The following is a 19097-nucleotide window of genomic DNA, read 5'->3' as shown; positions in this document are numbered from 1 at the left end:
GTGCTACTATAAAAGTAATAATTTCAAAAAGAAGACCTAACCTGCCCTAGACCATTTTCCTAATTTAAATAGTTATTCCGTAACAGTTTTAAAGGCTTCCTCTCCTCCTACAACAGGTAAACTAATTGTGGTTGCATCCAAATCCACGGATAATTCTGTACCTGGCTCGGGCCAAAGGGTAAATTCCTTGTCACTAGAGAAGATCATAAGTCCAATTTGCTGGCCTTTGGGTATAATCTGATCGTCTGGCATTAGTTCAAAGCTTAAGTTGTAAAATTGCCCAGGTTTCAATGGTTCACTTTGGGTAAGTGAGCTATGGTTTTGCGGGTCTGCCCAGCCCCGGGTTATTATGTTATCTGTTATTTTGGCATTCTTTCTGTCGTTCCAAGGCAAGGAAACCAACCATACCGATAAATTGGCGGCAGCTTTATTACTAGAAACGGAAATACTTATTTTCGGAGTTCCAGAAATATGGATATTATTTGATAAAATAGGTGTAACATATAGTAAACGATGGTTTGTGTTTTCGGCTTGGGCCAAAGTGGCTCCGGAAAACGAAAAGTTATCCACTAAGGTTTCCACACCTTGGCCTACTTTTTGACTTGTACTTAATCCGCCTTTCTCAGGGGCTCCTTTTTCCATATATAAGGTTACGGGAGCCGCATCTGGATTTGGATAATCCTTATAAGGTGTTGGATTTTTTTTATCGTCGTTTTCACGGACTATCCATGCCTTGGCATCTTCTTCAACTCCATTTTCAACATCGTGTAGATAACGGGTAAACCACCTGTTCATCATGGTTAAAGGTGGTTCCCCTCCATGACCATTTTGGTGATAATAAATCTGAGTGGGCAAGCCTTTGGCCTTGGCTGCTTTATAAATTCTATAACTATGTTCCGGCATTACATTCCAATCATTGAATCCGTGCGCCATTAATATGGCAGCTTTCATGGGCCCTAAATCATTTAAATAGTCCCGTCCTGCCCAAAAATCGTTATAATCACCTGTTATCCTATCCATACAGTTTTTCATTTCGGTATCCCTAACAACCCTATTGCTATAGGGGCGTTTGCTTTCATCTCCACTATGGATATAATCATAGAGTACATCTATATCTTCACCCAAAAACCCACCTGGGGAACGTACGAGGCCATTGGATCTATAGTAGTGGTAATAGGAAGTATTTGGAGCAATTGGAATAATGGCCTCCAAGCCCTTAACTCCAGTTGTTGCTGCAGCCAAGGGTATAGTGCCATTATAGGAAGTCCCTGTCATACCAACTTTTCCGGTAGACCAGTAAGCCCTTACCTTTTCTTTGCCGTAAGGTTCGGTATAGCCTTTTGCACGTCCACATAACCAATCTATGACCGCTTTTGGTGCCAAGGATTCATTATCCCCACCTACTGTTGGGGACCCTTGGGACAGCCCTGTTCCTGGAGAAGAGGAATGCACAACTATATAACCACGGGGTACCCATGTTTGGATATGGGATTTAGAAATAACCGGCCTTTCCCCAGTCCGTACCACTTCAGGATGTACACGGTCCCCTGTACTGGCTCCCAGTTCGTGCCTTACATTCCATAGACTTTCCTGTAAATTGGAGGCAACACCTGCAAAATAAGGACTACTTATGTAAATTACAGGTAATTTAAGCCCTTCCGTATCTGTTTGATTGGGTCTGGTGACCGAAACATGCATTCTATCCTTTTTGCCATCCCCATCGGTATCAAATTCAGTTTCAACCCATAAATCATGTGTTATCCATTTTGTTTCGTCACTAAAACCAGTTATGACCTGTGCCTCACCGTTCTCGAAAATAGGAATGGATTTTTTTTCAGATAAAGTTTCACCTTTCTGGGCGCTAACAAAGGATAGAACTCCAAATAAAAATGTAAATAGAAATGTGATTTTGTTTCTTGTCATAATCGATTAAAAATTAATATATAGAATTTATGTTTATTTAAATGAGAGTATATGGGCTTGTCTCACTACCAATTTACTAGCTGAATAGTTGCGCTTCCCAATTGAAAATTTTTGGAAAATCAATATATGGAACGATTTAATCCGAAAACAAAAAAATGGACTTATTTGGCAGGTATTAAGGCCTAAAGTATTTGATGATTTGATTGGAAATAAGTTTCGTGCCAGATGTAGACTAGCAATAATTATCAATTATATTGAGCGAATATAACCAATAAATATTGGCAAGATTTCCAATAAGTTAGCTAATATGTATGGTATTTATCGATTCCATAAGTGACGTGGATACATATTATAGTCTCAGTTAGGGACTAATTAATCCTCCTTTAAACTCCTAACAATTGCATAATCATGGCTATTATGGGCTGTAAATTATGGACAACCGTTAGGTAATTAAAAAAAACATATGATTAAAGGAAAGACGAATTGTTCCAGCTTTTATAATAGTTCCTTAATAAATTCTAAAAATCAACTTTGGTACTCTATAATTAATCCTTCTTCTTAATCATATTTAAAGAAAACAATCCAAGTACAATTATGATAAGGGTAAGGATTCCCCATAACCATGCCTTGTTTTTAAAAATAGGTTCTTTCTCTAAAATTGGTGTTTTCTTTAATATTTCTTCATTCCCCACCTTTAACGGAATTAGGTTTTCGGGGATATTTTCGGGAAACTGTGCAATATCATAGTTAGGAAATGAATCATAATCATTGCCATAAGTAAGATAATAGCTAGCATCCCTTGTAAACCGTGCAACCAACTCATGCGCATAACCCTTTACCTCAATATTTCCATAGGTCAGTGGCTGATTGTCCCTATTGTAGACAGTAATTTTAATTTTCTGCAAAATAGAACTTTGGAAATTAAAGTCCCCTTCTTCCAACGAACTCAAAGTACTTGATAGTAAGGTTTTATAATTGTATTTCCATCCTTGTTCAGTTTTAACACTATCGATTATCTGGGATATAGTAATTGGTCTATAAAAATCATATTGTTCTTGTACGCCAAAGGAAATGGCACTAATAGCCACAGATTTTCCTATATCAACTATAATTTCCGTATTTTTTTCTATTTTATTTTCATCAATGTCTAGAGTTTTTACGGGATAGTTTTTATAGATCCCTTCTATAATTTCATTATGCGAAATTTGGGCAGCTATTAAATTTGGGTCTTTATTACTCTTAATGAGCAACCGATAGTAGTGGTATTTGGAATTAGGGAAAGTAAGGGTTGTAAATTTATAATCTGTCAATCCATTTTGAATGGATAAAATACGGTAATCATCTACTAGCGTAAACCATTCAGTTTGTTCCTGACTAGCTTGTAGGGCTACTTTCCAATCGAAATTTTTATCCTTAAGATCCAGTTTTATATGGTTAATAGCCATCTCTGTAGGCACCTCAAAAGTGTAATAATAGCCATTGTGGTTATGGGATGTATTCACCATATTGAAAGCAATAGACTTACTCGTAATTTTTTTAGAATTTAGACGGAGTAGGTAGGGAACTTCAATAGTATCATTATTGCTCGCTATCCCATAAATTCTTAGGTCGGATAAATTACTCGAAACCTTGCCGAAAACAGCATCTGGCAATGGTATGTTATGCCATTGGTCATTTACTCCCTGGATTGATCTCTTGTATTGATATTGCTCCATTTGCCCATAAGAAAGAGAACAGGCCATTAGTATTATAAAGCCAATAAATTTATTCCTCCGATTCATTAGTTATAATATGTTTGTATTTATTGTACAAAAAGGAAATAATCAATAATAGAATACCCAATGAAACAAAGACGATAGTTTTCGCAATGGTATCCAGATGGGATATATCATATAAGAAAAGCTTTGCCAAGGTAATTCCAAATAAGGCAAAGGCCATTATACGTAGATGTTTTTTGTTTTTCCAAATTCCCAAAACTATGAGAAGTAGTGCAAAAAGCCCCCATAATATGCTAAGACCTAATTTATAGGACTGTGTAAATTCGAATAAATCCATCCAATTGATCAATTCACTGCTTGAAATCCATAATATTGAAATATATAATAAAAGATCACGGCCAAGGTTTAAACGAAGCTTTAGAAATTCTTGTTTGCTGTAATAATAAGTGGCGAGTAGCGTAATACCAACAAAAACATAGGAGACATATCGCATTATAATATTCCAAACACCAATCTGATAGTATTCGCTGGTGTTACTGGACAGGTAACTTTCCCGCAGTTCACTTAATTCATAAAGCCCGACAAATAAAAAGAAAATAATAACAAGACAATTTAAAACTATATTGATTACACCTAATTGTTGATTTTTTATTTTTTTAATATTAATGATGGAAAGTACCGAGACAAACAATAAGGTATAGTTAATGGTCCAAATATTACTTAATTTTCTAATATCGTAATTCCAAAGGTAATTTGGGTGTTCTTGGCCCTCTGGCGAAATAACGAGAGCGGAATCCAAGTATAATTGATTCCAATAAGTAGTTATTTCTATCCTGAATGCAAAATATATTATTAGCCCTAAAATGATGGGAATGGACTTGGAGATTATTGTCAAGTAAGTGTTCCTTGATGTAATTGTGGAGGAATACCTATGCTTTAAATCAATCCAGTACATGAATCCAAAAGCGGATATTATCAGTAATGAGGTTAGAAAATTAATATTAAGTAAGGGAGTAATCCTTGTTCCACTTATTTCCGGAACGTATCTACCATAAACCCACGACCAGTCCTCAAAAATGCTCAATAAGGCTAATATCATCAATGGATAAGATAGTTTTTCATAAATAGGCACATTTTTAGATCGCCCAATCCAAAATAATAAAGTGGCCTCTCCCGCCCACAACAGCGTCACCCAATTTCCGTCTAGTTGAACAGGTACAGCAATGGTTATAAAGACTAAGACCAAACCAATAATAAAATAAAACAAATTTACATCAGCCAATTTTTGACGATAGATTAAAATACCTACGGCAAAGTGTATTAACGCGTTTCCTAAAGTAAATAATCCCAAGAGTTGTTTTCCTGTCTCATGACTGCTTAGAATGGCATAACCCAACCCATAAAAAATAATTGAATTCAACAACAGGAGTATTACATCCGTAATCCCAAATTTTTCTTTCTGAAGTAGTTTGTAGCCTAAAAAGGCCAAATAAAATATAATGAAAAATAGGCTTAAAAAAGTCAAGGCTATTCCGAAATGGTCCTCCATTTTATAATTTATCAGGTACCAAAAAAGGAACATGACCCATGTTAAACCAAAAGACGAATAGTATACCGGTTTCCAATATTTTTTAAAGGCGATAATTAGTATCCCTATCTTGATGATACCCATATAACTAAAAAGAACCCTCACTTCCCCTGAACCTTCACTCAACAAAAATGGGATGGCGTATGCTCCTACCAAGCCGATAAGGGCAATGACCTGCCTATTATAATTTAAGGCAGCCACGACTGTAAAAACAGTAAAAACAACCATAATTGCAAAGGCCAATAGTTGAGGGAAAAGTGCATAGAAACTATAGGCCGCAAATGTTATAAAATACAAAATGGCCATGGCGCCACTAACCAATACAGCACTATAATTTTCGTATTTTACTTTTAATTTTATTCCAAACCCCAAGAGTCCAGCTCCGGCCAAATAGCCTAAAATTATTCTTGTCAGTGGACTTATAAGATCATGTTCAATAGTGTATTTTGCACCAATAGCTACCCCGATTACAGTAATAACAATACCTATTTTATTGATAAGGTTTTCGCCTATGAATTTTTCAATATCCGATTTTAATTTTGGTGTGTTTTTTGCTCTAGGCAGATCATTTCCAGCATTGGTGTTTTTTTGCTGAGAAACTACTGGTGAAGTTGGCAATACCTTTTCAGTCAATTCTTTGCCTTGCACTGGGGGCATAGAAGAAATTACTTCTGGGAGGCTTGCATCTTCTTTGGATCCTCTTAAGGAATTGATATCTGTGCGTAAAGTATTTATTTCCTTTGAAAATTCGTCCTGTCTCCTTAACAATAGTTCGAGCTTTTCTAAAAGGAGATTTATTTGTTCCTGGGAGTCTGCCATTATATGTTGGTTAGCTTATTGGTCAAAATATATAATATCCTTGGTTAAACTAATTGGTAAAATATTAATTAACCTGGATTGCTCAATACAAACGTTATTTTGGCTATTGTATTTTATCTATGGGACAACTATCTATAGGGCAAGCTATATCAAGTTGTCCAGTAATCTTAATTTTAATGAGGAAAAATTTGGCTGCAAGGGCTATTTAAAATAGATACTCATTATTTTTTAATAGCCTTGGCAATTATAGGCCAAATATTATTGGCTACTATCTTTTGTCCCTCTGCAGTGGGGTGTATGCCATCTGCCTGATTCAGATCCGGATTTCCAGCTACATCTTCCAAAAGAAATGGGATTAGGCCAATATTATACTGTTGTGCAAGTGAAGGAAATATATCCCTAAATTCTGCAGTATATTCCTGACCCATATTGGGAGGAATTTGCATTCCCGCCAAAATTATGGTCGTATTTGGGTTTTTATGGTGTACCACATCTATAATTTCCTCCAAGTTTTTACGCGTTTCCTCCAAGGGAATACCACGTAGCCCATCATTTGCACCAAGTTCCAATACAAATACATCTATATCTGAATTTAACACCCAACTGATCCTATTTTTACCACTTGCCGTAGTTTCACCACTTAAACCTGCATTTATTACATTGTAGGGCAATTGCAATGAATCTATTTTGCCTTGGATCAATGCAGGAAACGCCTCATTGAGGTCGAGCCCCATTCCGGCAGTTAAACTGTTTCCAAAAAACAAAATGACCTTCTTTTCAGTCGTGGTCCCAACAACGTTTTCAGAACCATTTTTCCCTTTTTCTTCAGAATCCGATTTTTTGGTTCCCAGATCCCCGCAAGACACGCAAAAAATGATTAATAAATAAGAAAATCTTAACAAGGTTCGCATGGAATATTGGATTAAAATCAAAATCATTTCTGTATTTTGCCTTCTTCAGCAAAACCGCGAAATAGATATTATATGGCAAAGATATTAAACGTAGACAATTTAGGGAAAATCTATAGTAGTGGTTCCAAAAAACTTACGGTATTGCAAGATATTAGCTTCGATGTGGAAGAACGGGATTCTTTTTCCATTGTTGGGCCTTCCGGTAGTGGAAAAACTACCTTATTGGGTTTATGTGCAGGTTTGGACCAACCTGATTCTGGTACCGTAACCTTATGTGGTACCGAGCTGAGTAGTTTAAGCGAAGATGAAAGAGCAATATTAAGAAATAGGAATGTCGGTTTTGTCTTTCAAGATTTTCAATTATTGCCTACCCTTACTGCTTTGGAGAATGTTGCCATTCCATTGGAATTAAGGGGGGATAAAAATGCTATGAAAAATGGAAAGGAACTATTGGACAAGGTGGGCTTACAAAATCGTTTCCACCATTATCCCTCACAACTCTCTGGTGGTGAGCAACAACGCGTAGCCTTGGCAAGGGCATTTTCTAATAATCCATCAATACTTTTTGCCGATGAACCAACGGGTAATTTAGATGCGGAGACCGGGGAGAAGGTAATACAACTACTTTTTCAGCTCAATGAGGATGCGGGAACTACCTTGGTCATTATAACGCATGATTTGGAATTGGCGGCTAAAACCCAACACATTTTGAGGTTAAAAGGGGGTAAAATTGTTACCACCCAGAATACAACTGCCTTGTGAAGAACCTAAATAATACTTCGAAGGCTGGGTTTAGATGGCTTCTAAAGATGGCATGGCGCGATGGAAAAGCCAGTAAGAGAAAACTATTTCTTTTTATGGCCTCAATTATTATGGGGATTGCTGCAGTTGTTTCTATCCAATCCTTTGGAGATAATCTTAAAAAAAATATTGCAGCACAGTCCAAATCTTTAATGGGGGCAGATTTTATAGTGGATAGCAGAAATCCACCAAATGAAAAGGTTTTAAGAATAATGGACTCCCTTGGAGGTCCAAATGCCAAAGAAATAACCTTTCCTTCCATGGCCGCGTTTCCGAAAACAGGAGCCTCCAAATTGGTTCAAGTTCGCGGAATTGAAGGTGGATTTCCATTTTATGGTGTTTTGGAGACCGTACCGGTGTCAGCAGCAAATAACTACCAACAGAAGGGTGCCGCTTTGGTGGATGCCACAGTCATGCTACAATATGACCTACAGGTCGGAGATAGTATTAAGGTTGGTGAAATAACCTTTCCAATTGCAGGTTCTTTAAAATCCATGCCAGGGAGTTCGGGCCTATTTAGTACTATAGCTCCTCCTGTAGTAATTCCGTATAGATTTATCCAAGAAACAGGATTGATCCAGAAGGGTAGTAGGTTGGACTATGAATTCTATTTTGCCCAGCCCAATGCGGACCTTGAGGTTCTTGAAGAAAAATTAGATCCTGTATTGGATGCCGAAGGTGCGGATTTGGATACCCATACTTCTACGAGTGCCAATCTGGGAAGGAGATATGGGAATTTTGGTAAGTTTCTTAATCTAGTTGCCTTTATCGCCCTTCTTTTGGGCTGTATAGGAATTGCAAGTGCTATCAATATTTACATAAAGGAAAAGTTACGATCGGTAGCTGTTTTAAAATGTTTAGGGGCAACCAAAAAGCAAACTTTTTTAATTTATTTATTACAAATCGGGGCGCTAGGATTACTGGGAGGAATTATCGGTACCGCAGTTGGTTTAATTCTACAGCAGTTATTTCCTATGTTTTTAGGGGATTTGCTACCGGTAGATGTACAAATATCCCTGGCACCAAAAGCAATTGCAATGGGACTTTTGTTGGGCCTCTTTATGTCCATACTATTTGCTCTTTACCCTTTAATGAGTACTCTGTATGTATCTCCGTTACAGGCTTTAAGGGTACAGGAAGTGGACCGGTCCAAGCATAAGAAAGGATTAGCCTTGGTCTCTTTGGGGATTTTGGCCTTTTTATTTCTTTTTTCCTTTTGGTTATTAAAGGATTGGAGGTATTCGGCAGCCTTTGTAGCGGGAATTTTAGTAACCTTTGTTATACTGGCGGGTTTGTCTGCAGGAGTTATGAAAATCATAAAAAAATACTTTCCTACTTCCTGGAGTTTTACTGCGCGTCATAGCTTATTAAACTTATTTAGGCCACAAAACCAAACCCTCACCTTGGTACTAGCTATCGGTATTGGAACGTTTTTGATAAGCACCCTTTATTTCACTAAAGATTTTCTGTTAGCCAAGTCGGCTATGGGAACTGACGCCAATAGTCCCAATATGATCCTTTTGGATATTCAAACGGAACAGAAAGAGGCCGTTGCAAATACTATTTTACTGGGGGGACATCCTGTTTTGACCAATATACCTATTATTACGATGAGGGTCAATAGTATACAAGGAACGGCGGTAAATGTCATTAGAAAAGATACTACTTCCACCATAAATTCCTGGATTTTGAATCATGAATTTAGGGTAACCTATAGGGATAGTCTCATTGCATCCGAGAAATTGGAATCAGGAGAATGGGTATCCAAAGTGACTTCCAAAGAAAAAATACCCATTTCCATTAGCGACAACTTTGCTAGGGATGCTAAGGTAGAGGTTGGTGACAAATTATCCTTTAATGTACAAGGGGTAATTATGAATACTGTAGTAGCCAACATAAGAACGGTGGACTGGGGTCGGATGCAACTAAATTTTTCCATTGTTTTCCCCTTGGGTATTTTGGAAGAAGCCCCTCAATTCACAGTGCTTACCACCAAGGTAGCTGATGAAAATGCTTCGGCATCACTTCAGAAAGAATTGGTAAGCAAATTTCCGAATGTATCCATTCTGGACATTAGACAGATCTTGGTTGTAATAGAAAATTTGTTGAACAAGATTTCATGGATCATTAATTTTATGGCTTTTTTCAGTATCCTTACTGGAATAATAGTGCTTTTAGGGGCGGTGAGGACAAGTAAATATCAGCGAATACGGGAAAGTGTACTTTTACGGACCATCGGTGCCAAGAGTGGACAAATACTAAAAATAGTGGCCTTGGAGTATCTGTATTTGGGTATTTTAGGAGGGCTATCTGGAATCTTGTTATCACTGGTGAGCAGTCAATTGCTAGCTTTATTCGTGTTCGAAACCCCATTTACACCATCATTATTTCCATTTTTGGTGCTGTTCCCCGGAATAACTGTGCTTGTTTTACTAATTGGCCTTGGGAATAGCATAGGAGTTATAAAAAGTCCTCCCTTAGAGGTATTGCGAAAGGAAGGGAGATAGGCCCGACGGAATATTCATTTATTTTGTAAAATACGGCAGTAACTGTGGTTCTATTAGGATTATCCTTTATTTATCCTTTCATAAGTAGGTAGAGGTCATTAGCTTTACCTAGGTCCGTTTTAAAATTTAGTTCTATGTTCAAAAAATATTCAAGTTGCCATTTTTGGGTTTTTTGAGCTGTTTTGTTGGTGGGGTTTGTCCAAGGAGGGTAAACACGAAAACCACGTTTCCCTAACTTTATACCATGTGATACAATTCCTTTTTCCTTAAGAACATTTTTAGGAAATACAAATTGACCTAGTTGTGAACCCTGGCGAGAGTTTATTACAATAAGATCAACTTCATCAGAATCTTCCAAAGGTGTTGTTTCCCCCTTTATATTTCTTTTCCACAGGGTAACGAATTGCCCAATTTTTTTTGGAGTGATTTTACTTCTTCTAGATTTTATGTTCAGGGTATTTAAGAGAAAGGAAACTGCCTCGTATTCTTTGCTTTCCTTGTCTAATACAAAGTTTGATACTTTTAAGCCACAAGGTGCATAGACTTCTTCCACAATAAGGGTGAAATCTGAATTTGATGTATTCTTCATTTCTATAAATCTACTGCAAAATGTAGATAACTAAGTACTTATTTTTCAGTATTAAATACTATTATCCGCCAATTTAAGCCTCTCGGCTTCCCAACCATGATCTATATATTCATAGAAAAAATCATTACCCTTCACCTTAATTTTGACAAAGCCTTCTTTGGTATTGTGCCTTCTGCCTTTCCATCCGTTCCCAGCAATAGAACCACCAGTTAGAAAATGAAATCGGTCGTTGATGAATCCGTATTCCTTCCAATGAATATGCCCTTGTAAGACTAATTTTAAATTATGGTTTTCCATTATCTTAAAAACATCTGAAGCATTACTGGCGGTTCTACTTCCTTCACCTCCATTTAATTGCAAATAGGTACAAATCATTGGAATATGGGTGGTGATGACAATGGGCGTAGATTTATCCACTTTTTCAATATCCTCCTTTAACCACTGCAGTTGTTCTTGGTGAAAGAATCCTTTATATCTTTTGTTTTCTGTTACGTCCAAGGAATTCAAGGTTATAAAATGCCATCCTTTATGATCAAAAGAGTAGTACGTTTTTCCAAAATGTCTTTCCCACATTCCATACTTATAATCAGGATGATCTTCCGATTCCGGACTTTCTTCATAGATAGCGAACAAGTCGTGATTTCCTATACAATTATAGACCGGCATTTTAAACCCTTTACTCATGTCTTTGTACAAGGTAAAAAGTGATTCGCTTTGTTCGTAATTACCGCGCATAGTATCATAAACAAGATCTCCGCCTGTAATCACAAAATCGGGGTTCAATTCATTTACCTTATCAATGGCCATTTGAAATCCTTTTGGCGCGTTCATTTCAGGTTTTATATGGATATCCGTTAAGAATGCAAATTCAAAGGAATCTTCATGATTTTCTTCTTCTAATTGCTTTTCTTTTGAAGATTGACAGGAAATTTGTGTAAACGGAATAGCCACCGCTGCCAATCCTGATTTAAGCAAAAATTTCCTTCTACTGTCAATCTTTATCTTTTTTTCCTCCATAACCTATTCCTTTCCTAAGTTACCTTGATTAATTATCCAAATCTCGGATACTTGAGCGCCCCTTTCTCCCTCACCACAGGTCCATTCCAGTTCCAAAACTCCGTCCTGTAATGCTTCAGTTGGAATTTTAAACTCATAAATGGGTTGCACTCCAGTCTTGATGAAGTCGTGCACAGGTATATTCTCTGCAGTCAGTTTTATTTTTGAACGAAAACGCCCCGTATAAGCCACTTTAATGACATAGGAACCTTTGGGGTCCAAACCATTATAGACCATTTTGAGAGGCTCGTCATATAAGGTGGTTACTTGGTTCATCCAAGATAATGGCGTTGTATGGCCGTCAAAACCTATAGCCGTAATCTCGTGTACCCATTCTTCCCCTTTAAGTCCTACCCCAAAACTTACCCTTGGCGAATTCAACCCTCCCGGGTCCTCCGCATAACTATGATTGGAAACTACCCGGTTCCAACTTCTTGGTGTACCAAAATTGTCATAGTACCCTCCGGGACCGGGGTTGTTGCGTTGTAGCAAATCATTTATAGAAACCAATTTTTCAGCCTCGCTTCCATTTTTTTCAATCGTAAAAAGTTGATCTATCAACCACATTCCATCATTCAACGGCACATCTATATTATCAATAAAATTTCCTCTTCCTCCTGCGGCAAAGTGCTTTTCTACCGTTAATTGGGCGCCAATACTCTCAAACAAATCATCGGCCAAGGACAGGCATCTATTTTTCCATTGGGCCATAATAGGTTCCTTTTTTGCCTTATACAATATATTCTTTGCCTTTTCTATAGCGCTAATTGGGCCTATAGTTTTGGCTGTTGACAATATTTCGCGAGCTTGTTGTTCCAATTCCGTCTCGTATATCAATCTTCTGTATTGATAAGCATCAAAATAGGCTCTAATAAGCCCCATTTGGAAACGGAAATTACTTAAAACTTCTTGGGATGCACTCTTTTCCAAATCCTGCCATTGTTGTAAAGTGGTAATTACACCATCATTATTTAGTAGTGGGCCTTGAATATTTCTTTCCAATGCCATTAAACCACTAGAAACAGTTTCGGTATATTTTGGTCCGATAAAATAGCGCGAATAATCTCGTAGGGTTTCCATAACCGGGGTTTCCGGATCCCAATCCTGATCGCTCCATATTATTTTATTAACGTCATCGTTGGTTCCTTCAGAGTAGCTAATACTTCCTTGTGCAAATTGGTCAAAGGCATTATGTATTAATTTTTGGTCTTGTGGCCGTGGGTTGATGGATTCTCTCCCTAAGGTAATGGCATATGCCAAATCCCAGTTGGGAATTGGGTATTGACTACTTAGGTTATGGGTAATGTCGGGATATCGCCTTATTGGAATTCCAGGGTTAATGCGTTCTGCAATTTCTTTTATAGGGGTTTTTATCCACGGGCCGAAAACCACGCCTCCAAGCCAGGGATAATTTTTGTTGATATGTTCATAAAAGGAATCGAACCAAGCTTTAGTTGGTCTGAAAACCTGTGGAGAAACCCATATTTTGGCATTGGGATGGTACTCATGCAACACTTCGGCTTCTATTTTTAACCAATTAAACAATTCATCAGGCTCCAAATCCCCAGGATCTCCCCCCGGAACAAATAGAGCGTCCAAACGCGGAATGGCTTTGAATACTTTTCGCCTCTCTTCAATTTCCACTTTTAAGGAATCTGGATTTGTATAGTCCGATCCCAAATTGGGATACCACATCCAAACATCCATACCATATTTATCACAAATTTTGGATTGCTCCACAATCATTTCAATGGCGGGAATTTTCATGTGAACATTTGTGAAATCATCATCGGTACGGGGAGGCATTATTTCAATACTATTGGCACCGAAAATGGCCATATCACGAATGTAGTTGTCATATTGCTGTACCGAAAATGCATCGTACGCATTAGTTTTTGGTCTGTATCCCATTTGATGGCCTCGGATAGGAAATCTAGGGGTAGAGGCGATATTCAAATCGTTGGGCAGTAAAATTTGTCCAGGATATATTTCCAATTTTCTCAAAAGTTTTCCAATGCCATATAATACTCCTCGGGAATCGTGCCCTACCACCAGAACAGTATTTTTTTCAGGTATCACCACAATTTTATATCCTTCAGCCTTTATTACCGGCATTGACGCAATGAGCTGCTGATATTCCATTGGAAATTTGTCCAATCCAGCTTCAAGTCCAATAACAATACGGTTTTGTAATTGCTTAGGGAATTTGCCCACCTTGTTTAACATTATCCCACTCCCTTTATCGATTTCTTCCTGCAATACGGATATAGCGTTCAAGACAAGAGGATCTTTTTTCTCAAGGCTGATAATTTTCGATTTACTTAAATCTATCATTTGCCCAAGAAGGGAAGATGGATTAAGACCAAACAAGCAAAGTAATATTAGAAATAGTTTAAAGTATGTATTCATATAATCTCTATTAATTCTTTAATAATCAATATATCTAGTATCGAAGAATGACTTATATTATATCGCCAATTCGCTACCCTCGGATAAATTTCTGTCATCACCCACGGCAACTTTTATAGTATTCATGTCCTCGGAGAGTTTTTGACTAAATAGGCGAAGGTCGGAACTGTGTAAGACTATGTTAGCCCCTTCCTTTATCCATTTAATCTGATAATTTGGATGTGCGGGAAAATGTATTCCGGCGGCAATACCTTTACTTCTTGCCTTGTTTATGATTTCCTTTACCGTTTTTTCAAAATCGGGATGGTCATATTGTTCGGGCAACCCCATATTTATAGAAAGATCATGTGGTCCTATTATAATGCCATCCAATCCAGGAACACTGAGGAGTTCGTCCAAACGCTCCACCGCAATGGTACTTTCTATGTTTATCAAGCATAAACTATCTTGGTTGAAATGGTCCAGATAGGTCTTCAATTCAACTGATAATTCCTCCTTCCCAAGAAGCACATTTTGTAATCGCTCTCCTTTCAGAGGCCTGTATTTTGTTGCCCCCACCATTTGTTGTATCTGCCCTATATTTTCAATATAAGGGGCAAGCACTCCCACCGCACCAGCATCTTTGGCCATACATGCTGCATACGGATCAGGACTAGGTATACGGACAATTGGAGACAAACCATGAGCAGTATACACCTGGCACAAAAAAGTGAGTTCCGTTCTGTCCATTGGAATGTGTTCCGTATCCAAAAAAACAAAATCCAATCCACTCCCTTTTACAACCTTGGACCAAATAGGAGAGGTAGATAAAATACAGGTGCCATAAATATTTTGTTTGTCGCGTAATTTCTGCTTGAGGTTGATTGGCATTGGTTGTTATTTAGTGTTCGTTTTTGGGCTTTTAATTTTATTTGTTCACCACATTAATTGGGTTACCTTTTAAAAAAGCTTCCAAATTTTCCAGGGCCGTATTCAACAATCTATTTCGAGATTCGTTTGGAGCCCAAGCAATGTGAGGTGTTATTATGCAGTTGTCGGCTTTTAACAACTCATTGTTTTTATCTATAGGTTCTTTGGAAACCACATCGATTGCTGCACGGGAAATTTTACCATTATCTAATGCCTCTTTTAAGTCCTTTTCCACTATCAATTGCCCCCTGGAGGTATTAATGAGCATGGTACCCTCCTTCATTTTGGAAATGTTGGTAGCGTTTATGATGCCGTCGGTTTCTGGAGTTAAGGGGCAATGTAGGCTTATCACATCTGAATTAGCTAAAAGTTCATCCATATCCACCTGCTTACAGCTACTTGTCTCTAATTCTGGCCTCTTTCTACTACCTGATGTCAAAATATTCATTCCAAATGCTTGGGCCAATTTCGCAGTGGCTTGCCCAATTCTCCCAAAACCAATAATTCCCATGGTTTTCCCGTCCAGTTCCATGAGCGGGTAGTTCCAAAAACAAAAGTCCTTGCTTTTAGACCAGTCACCCTGCTTTACAGCCCGATTATGTTCTCCTACATGATGGCACATTTCCAAGAGCAAGGCCATTGTCAATTGTGCCACGGCAGTGGTGCCATAACTGGGCACATTGGTAACTACAATACCTAATTCCTTTGCGGCTACAACATCAACTACATTGAACCCTGTGGCCAAAACGCCAATATATTTCAGCGATGACGCTTTCTCCAATACTTTTTTGGGCAAAGGCGTTTTGTTGGTAAAAACAATCTCTGCGTCACCTATAGCTTCAATTATTATATCATCCTTATACTCGGTTCGGTCATGTACGGTAAGCGCCCCAAAGTCTTTTAATTTCTCCCAGCTCAAATCTCCAGGATTTAAAGTATATCCGTCTAGAATAACAATTTTCATAATCAAAAATTTATTTTCTTTTAAAGACCTCAATATAACTACATAAAACTGAAATCAAGGTCTCAATTAATGGTCCATACCCTGTATAGTAGTCTTGATTTTTAAAAGTGTACCAAATATTTAACTTGAATTAAAAAATCAATTATACACATCTAACATAATGGTTTTTAAAAACTTATATAATTATTTGTTCGATTCAAATGAAAAATAGTGAACTATGATTCAGTATAGCGCTTATGGAGCATAATGGGTAATATAACTTTTCTGAAAAATTGGAATTAGGGTATCAAATGCGGCCCTATTTACATTCCATGTTTCTTCTTTTTTACCTCATTAATTTAAAGAACATAGGCCAATTCCCTAAAAAACCCTAGGAGCTCTTTACAAATATAGGATATACCATAAGCGTTTTATAGCCTATAATTTATCTATTTAAGATCATATTTTGACCTTCAAGAATTATAAATTGGTAATCATACTTTTCCATTTGAATAACATCACTTTATATTGTGGCTTCTGATAATTCAGGAACAATACCAAATTTATTGGGGAAGGATTCTTGCATTCTATTGACCGATTGAAATAAATCATCCTAAAAAATAACATTTTATCAAAATTAAACGGGTAATTATAGTGCGTATGCAAGGGTAGGATACTATTTTTAAAGTGTTTTTAAGATTTCCGCTATAAATTCAACTTAAATCTAATTTTTCCATGAGTAAGGTACTTATTTACATGTTTTTGGCCGTTTTGCCCATATACTCCTATAGTCAGGCCTTAGAGTATAAGACATTGGAGGATGTGTATTATTATGATTCCCCCATTGACGATCAAACGGACTACATGAAACAGAAATGCCTCATGGATATTTATTACCCGGAGGATAAACCAAAGGCTCCTGTGGTTATCTGGTTTCATGGAGGGGGGTTAACGGCTGGTCAAAAGGAAATTCCATCAGCCTTAAAAAATAAAGGATTTTGCGTGATAGGAGTAGGGTACAGACTTTCCCCTAATGTAAAAGCCGAAACCTGTATTGCAGATGCTACGGCTGCCATCGCTTGGGTATTTAAAAATATACACCGCTTTAATGGTGACGCAAATCAGATATTTGTTTCAGGCCATTCCGCGGGGGGATACTTGGCCTTAATGTCCGTTATGGACAAAAGTTGGTTAAAGAAATACAATATTGATTCGGATAAGGTAGCTGGACTGGTTCCTTTTAGTGGTCATACTATAACTCATTTTACGATAAGAAAGGAACTGGGAATTCCTGGGGAGCAGCCTATAATAGATAAATGGGCACCATTATTTCATGTACGCAAAAATACACCTCCAACACTGTTGATCACCGGGGATCGTGAAAAAGAGATGCTGGGGCGTTATGAAGAGAATGCCTATTTCTATAGGATGATGAAGGTAGTAGGAAATCTAGATATCACCCTTTACGAAATGGACGGCTATGGACACAATATGACCGAACCGGCCTTTCCCTTGCTAGTGGATTTTGTAAGTTTAAAATCGAAAGAGAATTAGAAGAAAGTTACATTTCTGAAACTTTGCCCTGGATTATTTAAAATAACCCTCTAAGGGATTGCCATAATGGATAAAATCATAATAAAGAATGTTTAATTTATGATGGACAATATATTATATGTTTTGGGTGAAATATAGGCTATAAAACAGCTGTAGTATACCCTATATTTGTAAAGAGCACACCAAATGTTTAAAAAAAATCAAATTAAGTTATAATGAATATCGTAATTGCCCCCGACTCCTTTAAGGAATGTTTATCAGCGAGGGAAGTGGCATCCAATATAGCTAAGGGAATACGAAAGATTACCCCTCATGCAGAAATACATGAAATCCCGATTTCCGACGGTGGTGAAGGAGTGCTGGAGGCTATCATGACAGGTGCTGGAGGAACAAGAGTGTCCGTATCTGTAAAAGATCCACTTATGCGAAAAATTCTTGCTGAATACGGAATTTTAAAGGATAAGAAAACCGCAGTCATAGAGATGGCCAAAGCCTCTGGATTGGAATTACTACAGGAGGATGAAAAAAATCCCTTATTAACTTCTACCTATGGTACTGGGCAATTAATACGGGATGCTTTGGAAAATGGGTGCACTAAAATTATTATTGGTATAGGAGGCAGTGCTACCAATGATGGGGGAGCAGGTATGATTCGGGCTCTGGGCGCCAAATTTTTAAATGAAAAAGGAGAGGAGATTAATGAGGGTGGAGGTAGTTTAAATGAGTTACACAAAATAGATTTATCCAATTTTGATAAAAGAATTCAAAGTTGTGAAGTGATCGTTGCCTGCGATGTTTCCAATCCCCTGACAGGGACAAAGGGTGCTTCTATGGTATATGGGGGGCAAAAAGGCGGGAATATTGAAGCCTTGGAATTATTGGATGGTAACTTGGCCCATTATGCCAAAATAATTAAGGCAACCGTGGGAATAGATATCTCTAACATTCCAGGAGCTGGGGCAGCTGGAGGAACCGGTGCAGGGCTTATGGCGTTTTTGAAGGGCCATCTAGTAAATGGGATAGGATTAATATTGGAAACCTTGAAAATTGAAGAATATATAAAACAGGCTGACGTCGTGTTTACAGGAGAAGGCAAAATTGATGAACAAACCTTGCATGGCAAAACAATATCGGGGATAGCGAAGTTGGCAAAGAAGTATGATGTGCCTGTAATTGTAATTACCGGAAAAATAGGTGACAATATAGAAGGGATATACAATATTGGAGTAAGCGCTGTATATTCTATTGTAAATCAACCTATGGAACTAAAGCAAGCTATTGACCAAGCCCCAAAGCTCATTCAGGATTGTGCCAAAAATATAATGTCCACCATAATTTGTTTCAATCAAGCTTGAAGCCCTATTTAGAAG

13 protein-coding genes are annotated in these 19097 nt (G+C 37.6%); 4 read left to right on the top strand and 9 right to left on the bottom strand.

Going from position 1 to position 19097, the window contains the following annotated elements; all coding sequences use genetic code 11:
• Positions 1-72: 72 nt before the first annotated feature.
• The 4 genes from CWD90_RS05450 to CWD90_RS05435 all read right to left on the bottom strand — a co-directional run bounded on the left by CWD90_RS05450 (position 73) and on the right by CWD90_RS05435 (position 6959).
• On the bottom strand, positions 73-1923 hold the full coding sequence (locus CWD90_RS05450) for a Xaa-Pro dipeptidyl-peptidase (protein ID WP_103474921.1): 1851 nt from the start codon (positions 1921-1923) through the stop codon (positions 73-75).
• 545 nt (positions 1924-2468) lie between these two features.
• Positions 2469-3704, bottom strand: coding sequence for a DUF3999 family protein (locus CWD90_RS05445; RefSeq protein ID WP_103474920.1), 1236 nt, complete (start codon positions 3702-3704; stop codon positions 2469-2471).
• The gene (locus tag CWD90_RS05440; protein ID WP_103474919.1) at positions 3688-6048 is read right to left on the bottom strand and encodes a DUF2339 domain-containing protein; all 2361 of its coding nucleotides are present in this window, start codon (positions 6046-6048) and stop codon (positions 3688-3690) included. Before CWD90_RS05440 ends, CWD90_RS05445 begins: the two co-directional genes overlap by 17 nt.
• A 221-nt stretch (positions 6049-6269) precedes the next feature.
• Complete coding sequence (locus CWD90_RS05435) at positions 6270-6959, bottom strand: arylesterase (protein WP_103474954.1); 690 nt, start codon at positions 6957-6959, stop codon at positions 6270-6272.
• Positions 6960-7031: 72 nt separating this feature from the next.
• On the opposite strand from CWD90_RS05435, the gene CWD90_RS05430 reads away from it, so the two are divergent.
• Together CWD90_RS05430 and CWD90_RS05425 are read left to right on the top strand one after the other, a co-directional pair.
• Positions 7032-7721 carry an ABC transporter ATP-binding protein gene (locus CWD90_RS05430; RefSeq protein WP_103474918.1) on the top strand — a complete coding sequence of 230 codons (690 nt, stop codon included), beginning with the start codon at positions 7032-7034 and terminating at the stop codon, positions 7719-7721.
• Positions 7722-7768: 47 nt separating this feature from the next.
• Positions 7769-10267: an ABC transporter permease gene (locus tag CWD90_RS05425; RefSeq protein ID WP_103474917.1), complete on the top strand. Its 2499-nt coding sequence runs from the start codon at positions 7769-7771 to the stop codon at positions 10265-10267.
• 70 nt (positions 10268-10337) lie between these two features.
• Here the strand turns inward: CWD90_RS05425 and CWD90_RS05420 are convergent, their stop codons facing one another.
• The 5 genes from CWD90_RS05420 to CWD90_RS05400 are packed head-to-tail and all read right to left on the bottom strand — an operon-like array spanning position 10338 to position 16194.
• Positions 10338-10856, bottom strand: a complete 519-nt coding sequence (locus CWD90_RS05420; RefSeq protein WP_103474916.1) for a MepB family protein — start codon at positions 10854-10856, stop codon at positions 10338-10340.
• A gap of 51 nt (positions 10857-10907) precedes the next feature.
• Positions 10908-11873 carry a metallophosphoesterase family protein gene (locus tag CWD90_RS05415; RefSeq protein ID WP_103474915.1) on the bottom strand — a complete coding sequence of 322 codons (966 nt, stop codon included), beginning with the start codon at positions 11871-11873 and terminating at the stop codon, positions 10908-10910.
• Between the two features lie 3 nt (positions 11874-11876).
• Positions 11877-14321, bottom strand: coding sequence for an alpha-glucuronidase family glycosyl hydrolase (locus CWD90_RS05410; protein WP_192877991.1), 2445 nt, complete (start codon positions 14319-14321; stop codon positions 11877-11879).
• A gap of 57 nt (positions 14322-14378) precedes the next feature.
• On the bottom strand, positions 14379-15191 hold the full coding sequence (locus CWD90_RS05405; RefSeq protein ID WP_103474913.1) for an HpcH/HpaI aldolase family protein: 813 nt from the start codon (positions 15189-15191) through the stop codon (positions 14379-14381).
• 37 nt (positions 15192-15228) lie between these two features.
• Positions 15229-16194, bottom strand: coding sequence for a D-2-hydroxyacid dehydrogenase (locus CWD90_RS05400; protein WP_103474912.1), 966 nt, complete (start codon positions 16192-16194; stop codon positions 15229-15231).
• A gap of 714 nt (positions 16195-16908) precedes the next feature.
• On the opposite strand from CWD90_RS05400, the gene CWD90_RS05395 reads away from it, so the two are divergent.
• Both CWD90_RS05395 and CWD90_RS05390 read left to right on the top strand, forming a co-directional pair.
• Positions 16909-17727 carry an alpha/beta hydrolase gene (locus CWD90_RS05395; RefSeq protein WP_103474911.1) on the top strand — a complete coding sequence of 273 codons (819 nt, stop codon included), beginning with the start codon at positions 16909-16911 and terminating at the stop codon, positions 17725-17727.
• A 215-nt stretch (positions 17728-17942) separates the two neighbouring features.
• A complete protein-coding gene (locus CWD90_RS05390; protein ID WP_103474910.1) occupies positions 17943-19082 on the top strand; it encodes a glycerate kinase in 1140 nt (379 codons plus the stop codon).
• The last annotated feature ends 15 nt before the right edge of the window (positions 19083-19097 follow it).

This window comes from Arenibacter catalasegens (assembly GCF_002909235.1).
Classification (GTDB): Bacteria; Bacteroidota; Bacteroidia; order Flavobacteriales; family Flavobacteriaceae; genus Arenibacter; species Arenibacter catalasegens.
The sequence above is the reverse complement of the archived record's forward strand: the minus strand, read 5'-3'. Positions and strand labels throughout refer to the sequence as shown.

Excerpts from the sequence above, each read along its gene's own strand:
- CWD90_RS05450 (WP_103474921.1), bottom strand. The coding sequence starts at position 1,923 with ATGACAAGAAACAAAATCACATTTCTATTTACATTTTTATTTGGAGTT.
- CWD90_RS05445 (WP_103474920.1), bottom strand. The coding sequence starts at position 3,704 with ATGAATCGGAGGAATAAATTTATTGGCTTTATAATACTAATGGCCTGT.
- CWD90_RS05440 (WP_103474919.1), bottom strand. The coding sequence starts at position 6,048 with ATGGCAGACTCCCAGGAACAAATAAATCTCCTTTTAGAAAAGCTCGAA.
- CWD90_RS05435 (WP_103474954.1), bottom strand. The coding sequence starts at position 6,959 with ATGCGAACCTTGTTAAGATTTTCTTATTTATTAATCATTTTTTGCGTG.
- CWD90_RS05430 (WP_103474918.1), top strand. The coding sequence starts at position 7,032 with ATGGCAAAGATATTAAACGTAGACAATTTAGGGAAAATCTATAGTAGT.
- CWD90_RS05425 (WP_103474917.1), top strand. The coding sequence starts at position 7,769 with ATGGCATGGCGCGATGGAAAAGCCAGTAAGAGAAAACTATTTCTTTTT.
- CWD90_RS05420 (WP_103474916.1), bottom strand. The coding sequence starts at position 10,856 with ATGAAGAATACATCAAATTCAGATTTCACCCTTATTGTGGAAGAAGTC.
- CWD90_RS05415 (WP_103474915.1), bottom strand. The coding sequence starts at position 11,873 with ATGGAGGAAAAAAAGATAAAGATTGACAGTAGAAGGAAATTTTTGCTT.
- CWD90_RS05410 (WP_192877991.1), bottom strand. The coding sequence starts at position 14,321 with ATGAATACATACTTTAAACTATTTCTAATATTACTTTGCTTGTTTGGT.
- CWD90_RS05405 (WP_103474913.1), bottom strand. The coding sequence starts at position 15,191 with ATGCCAATCAACCTCAAGCAGAAATTACGCGACAAACAAAATATTTAT.
- CWD90_RS05400 (WP_103474912.1), bottom strand. The coding sequence starts at position 16,194 with ATGAAAATTGTTATTCTAGACGGATATACTTTAAATCCTGGAGATTTG.
- CWD90_RS05395 (WP_103474911.1), top strand. The coding sequence starts at position 16,909 with ATGAGTAAGGTACTTATTTACATGTTTTTGGCCGTTTTGCCCATATAC.
- CWD90_RS05390 (WP_103474910.1), top strand. The coding sequence starts at position 17,943 with ATGAATATCGTAATTGCCCCCGACTCCTTTAAGGAATGTTTATCAGCG.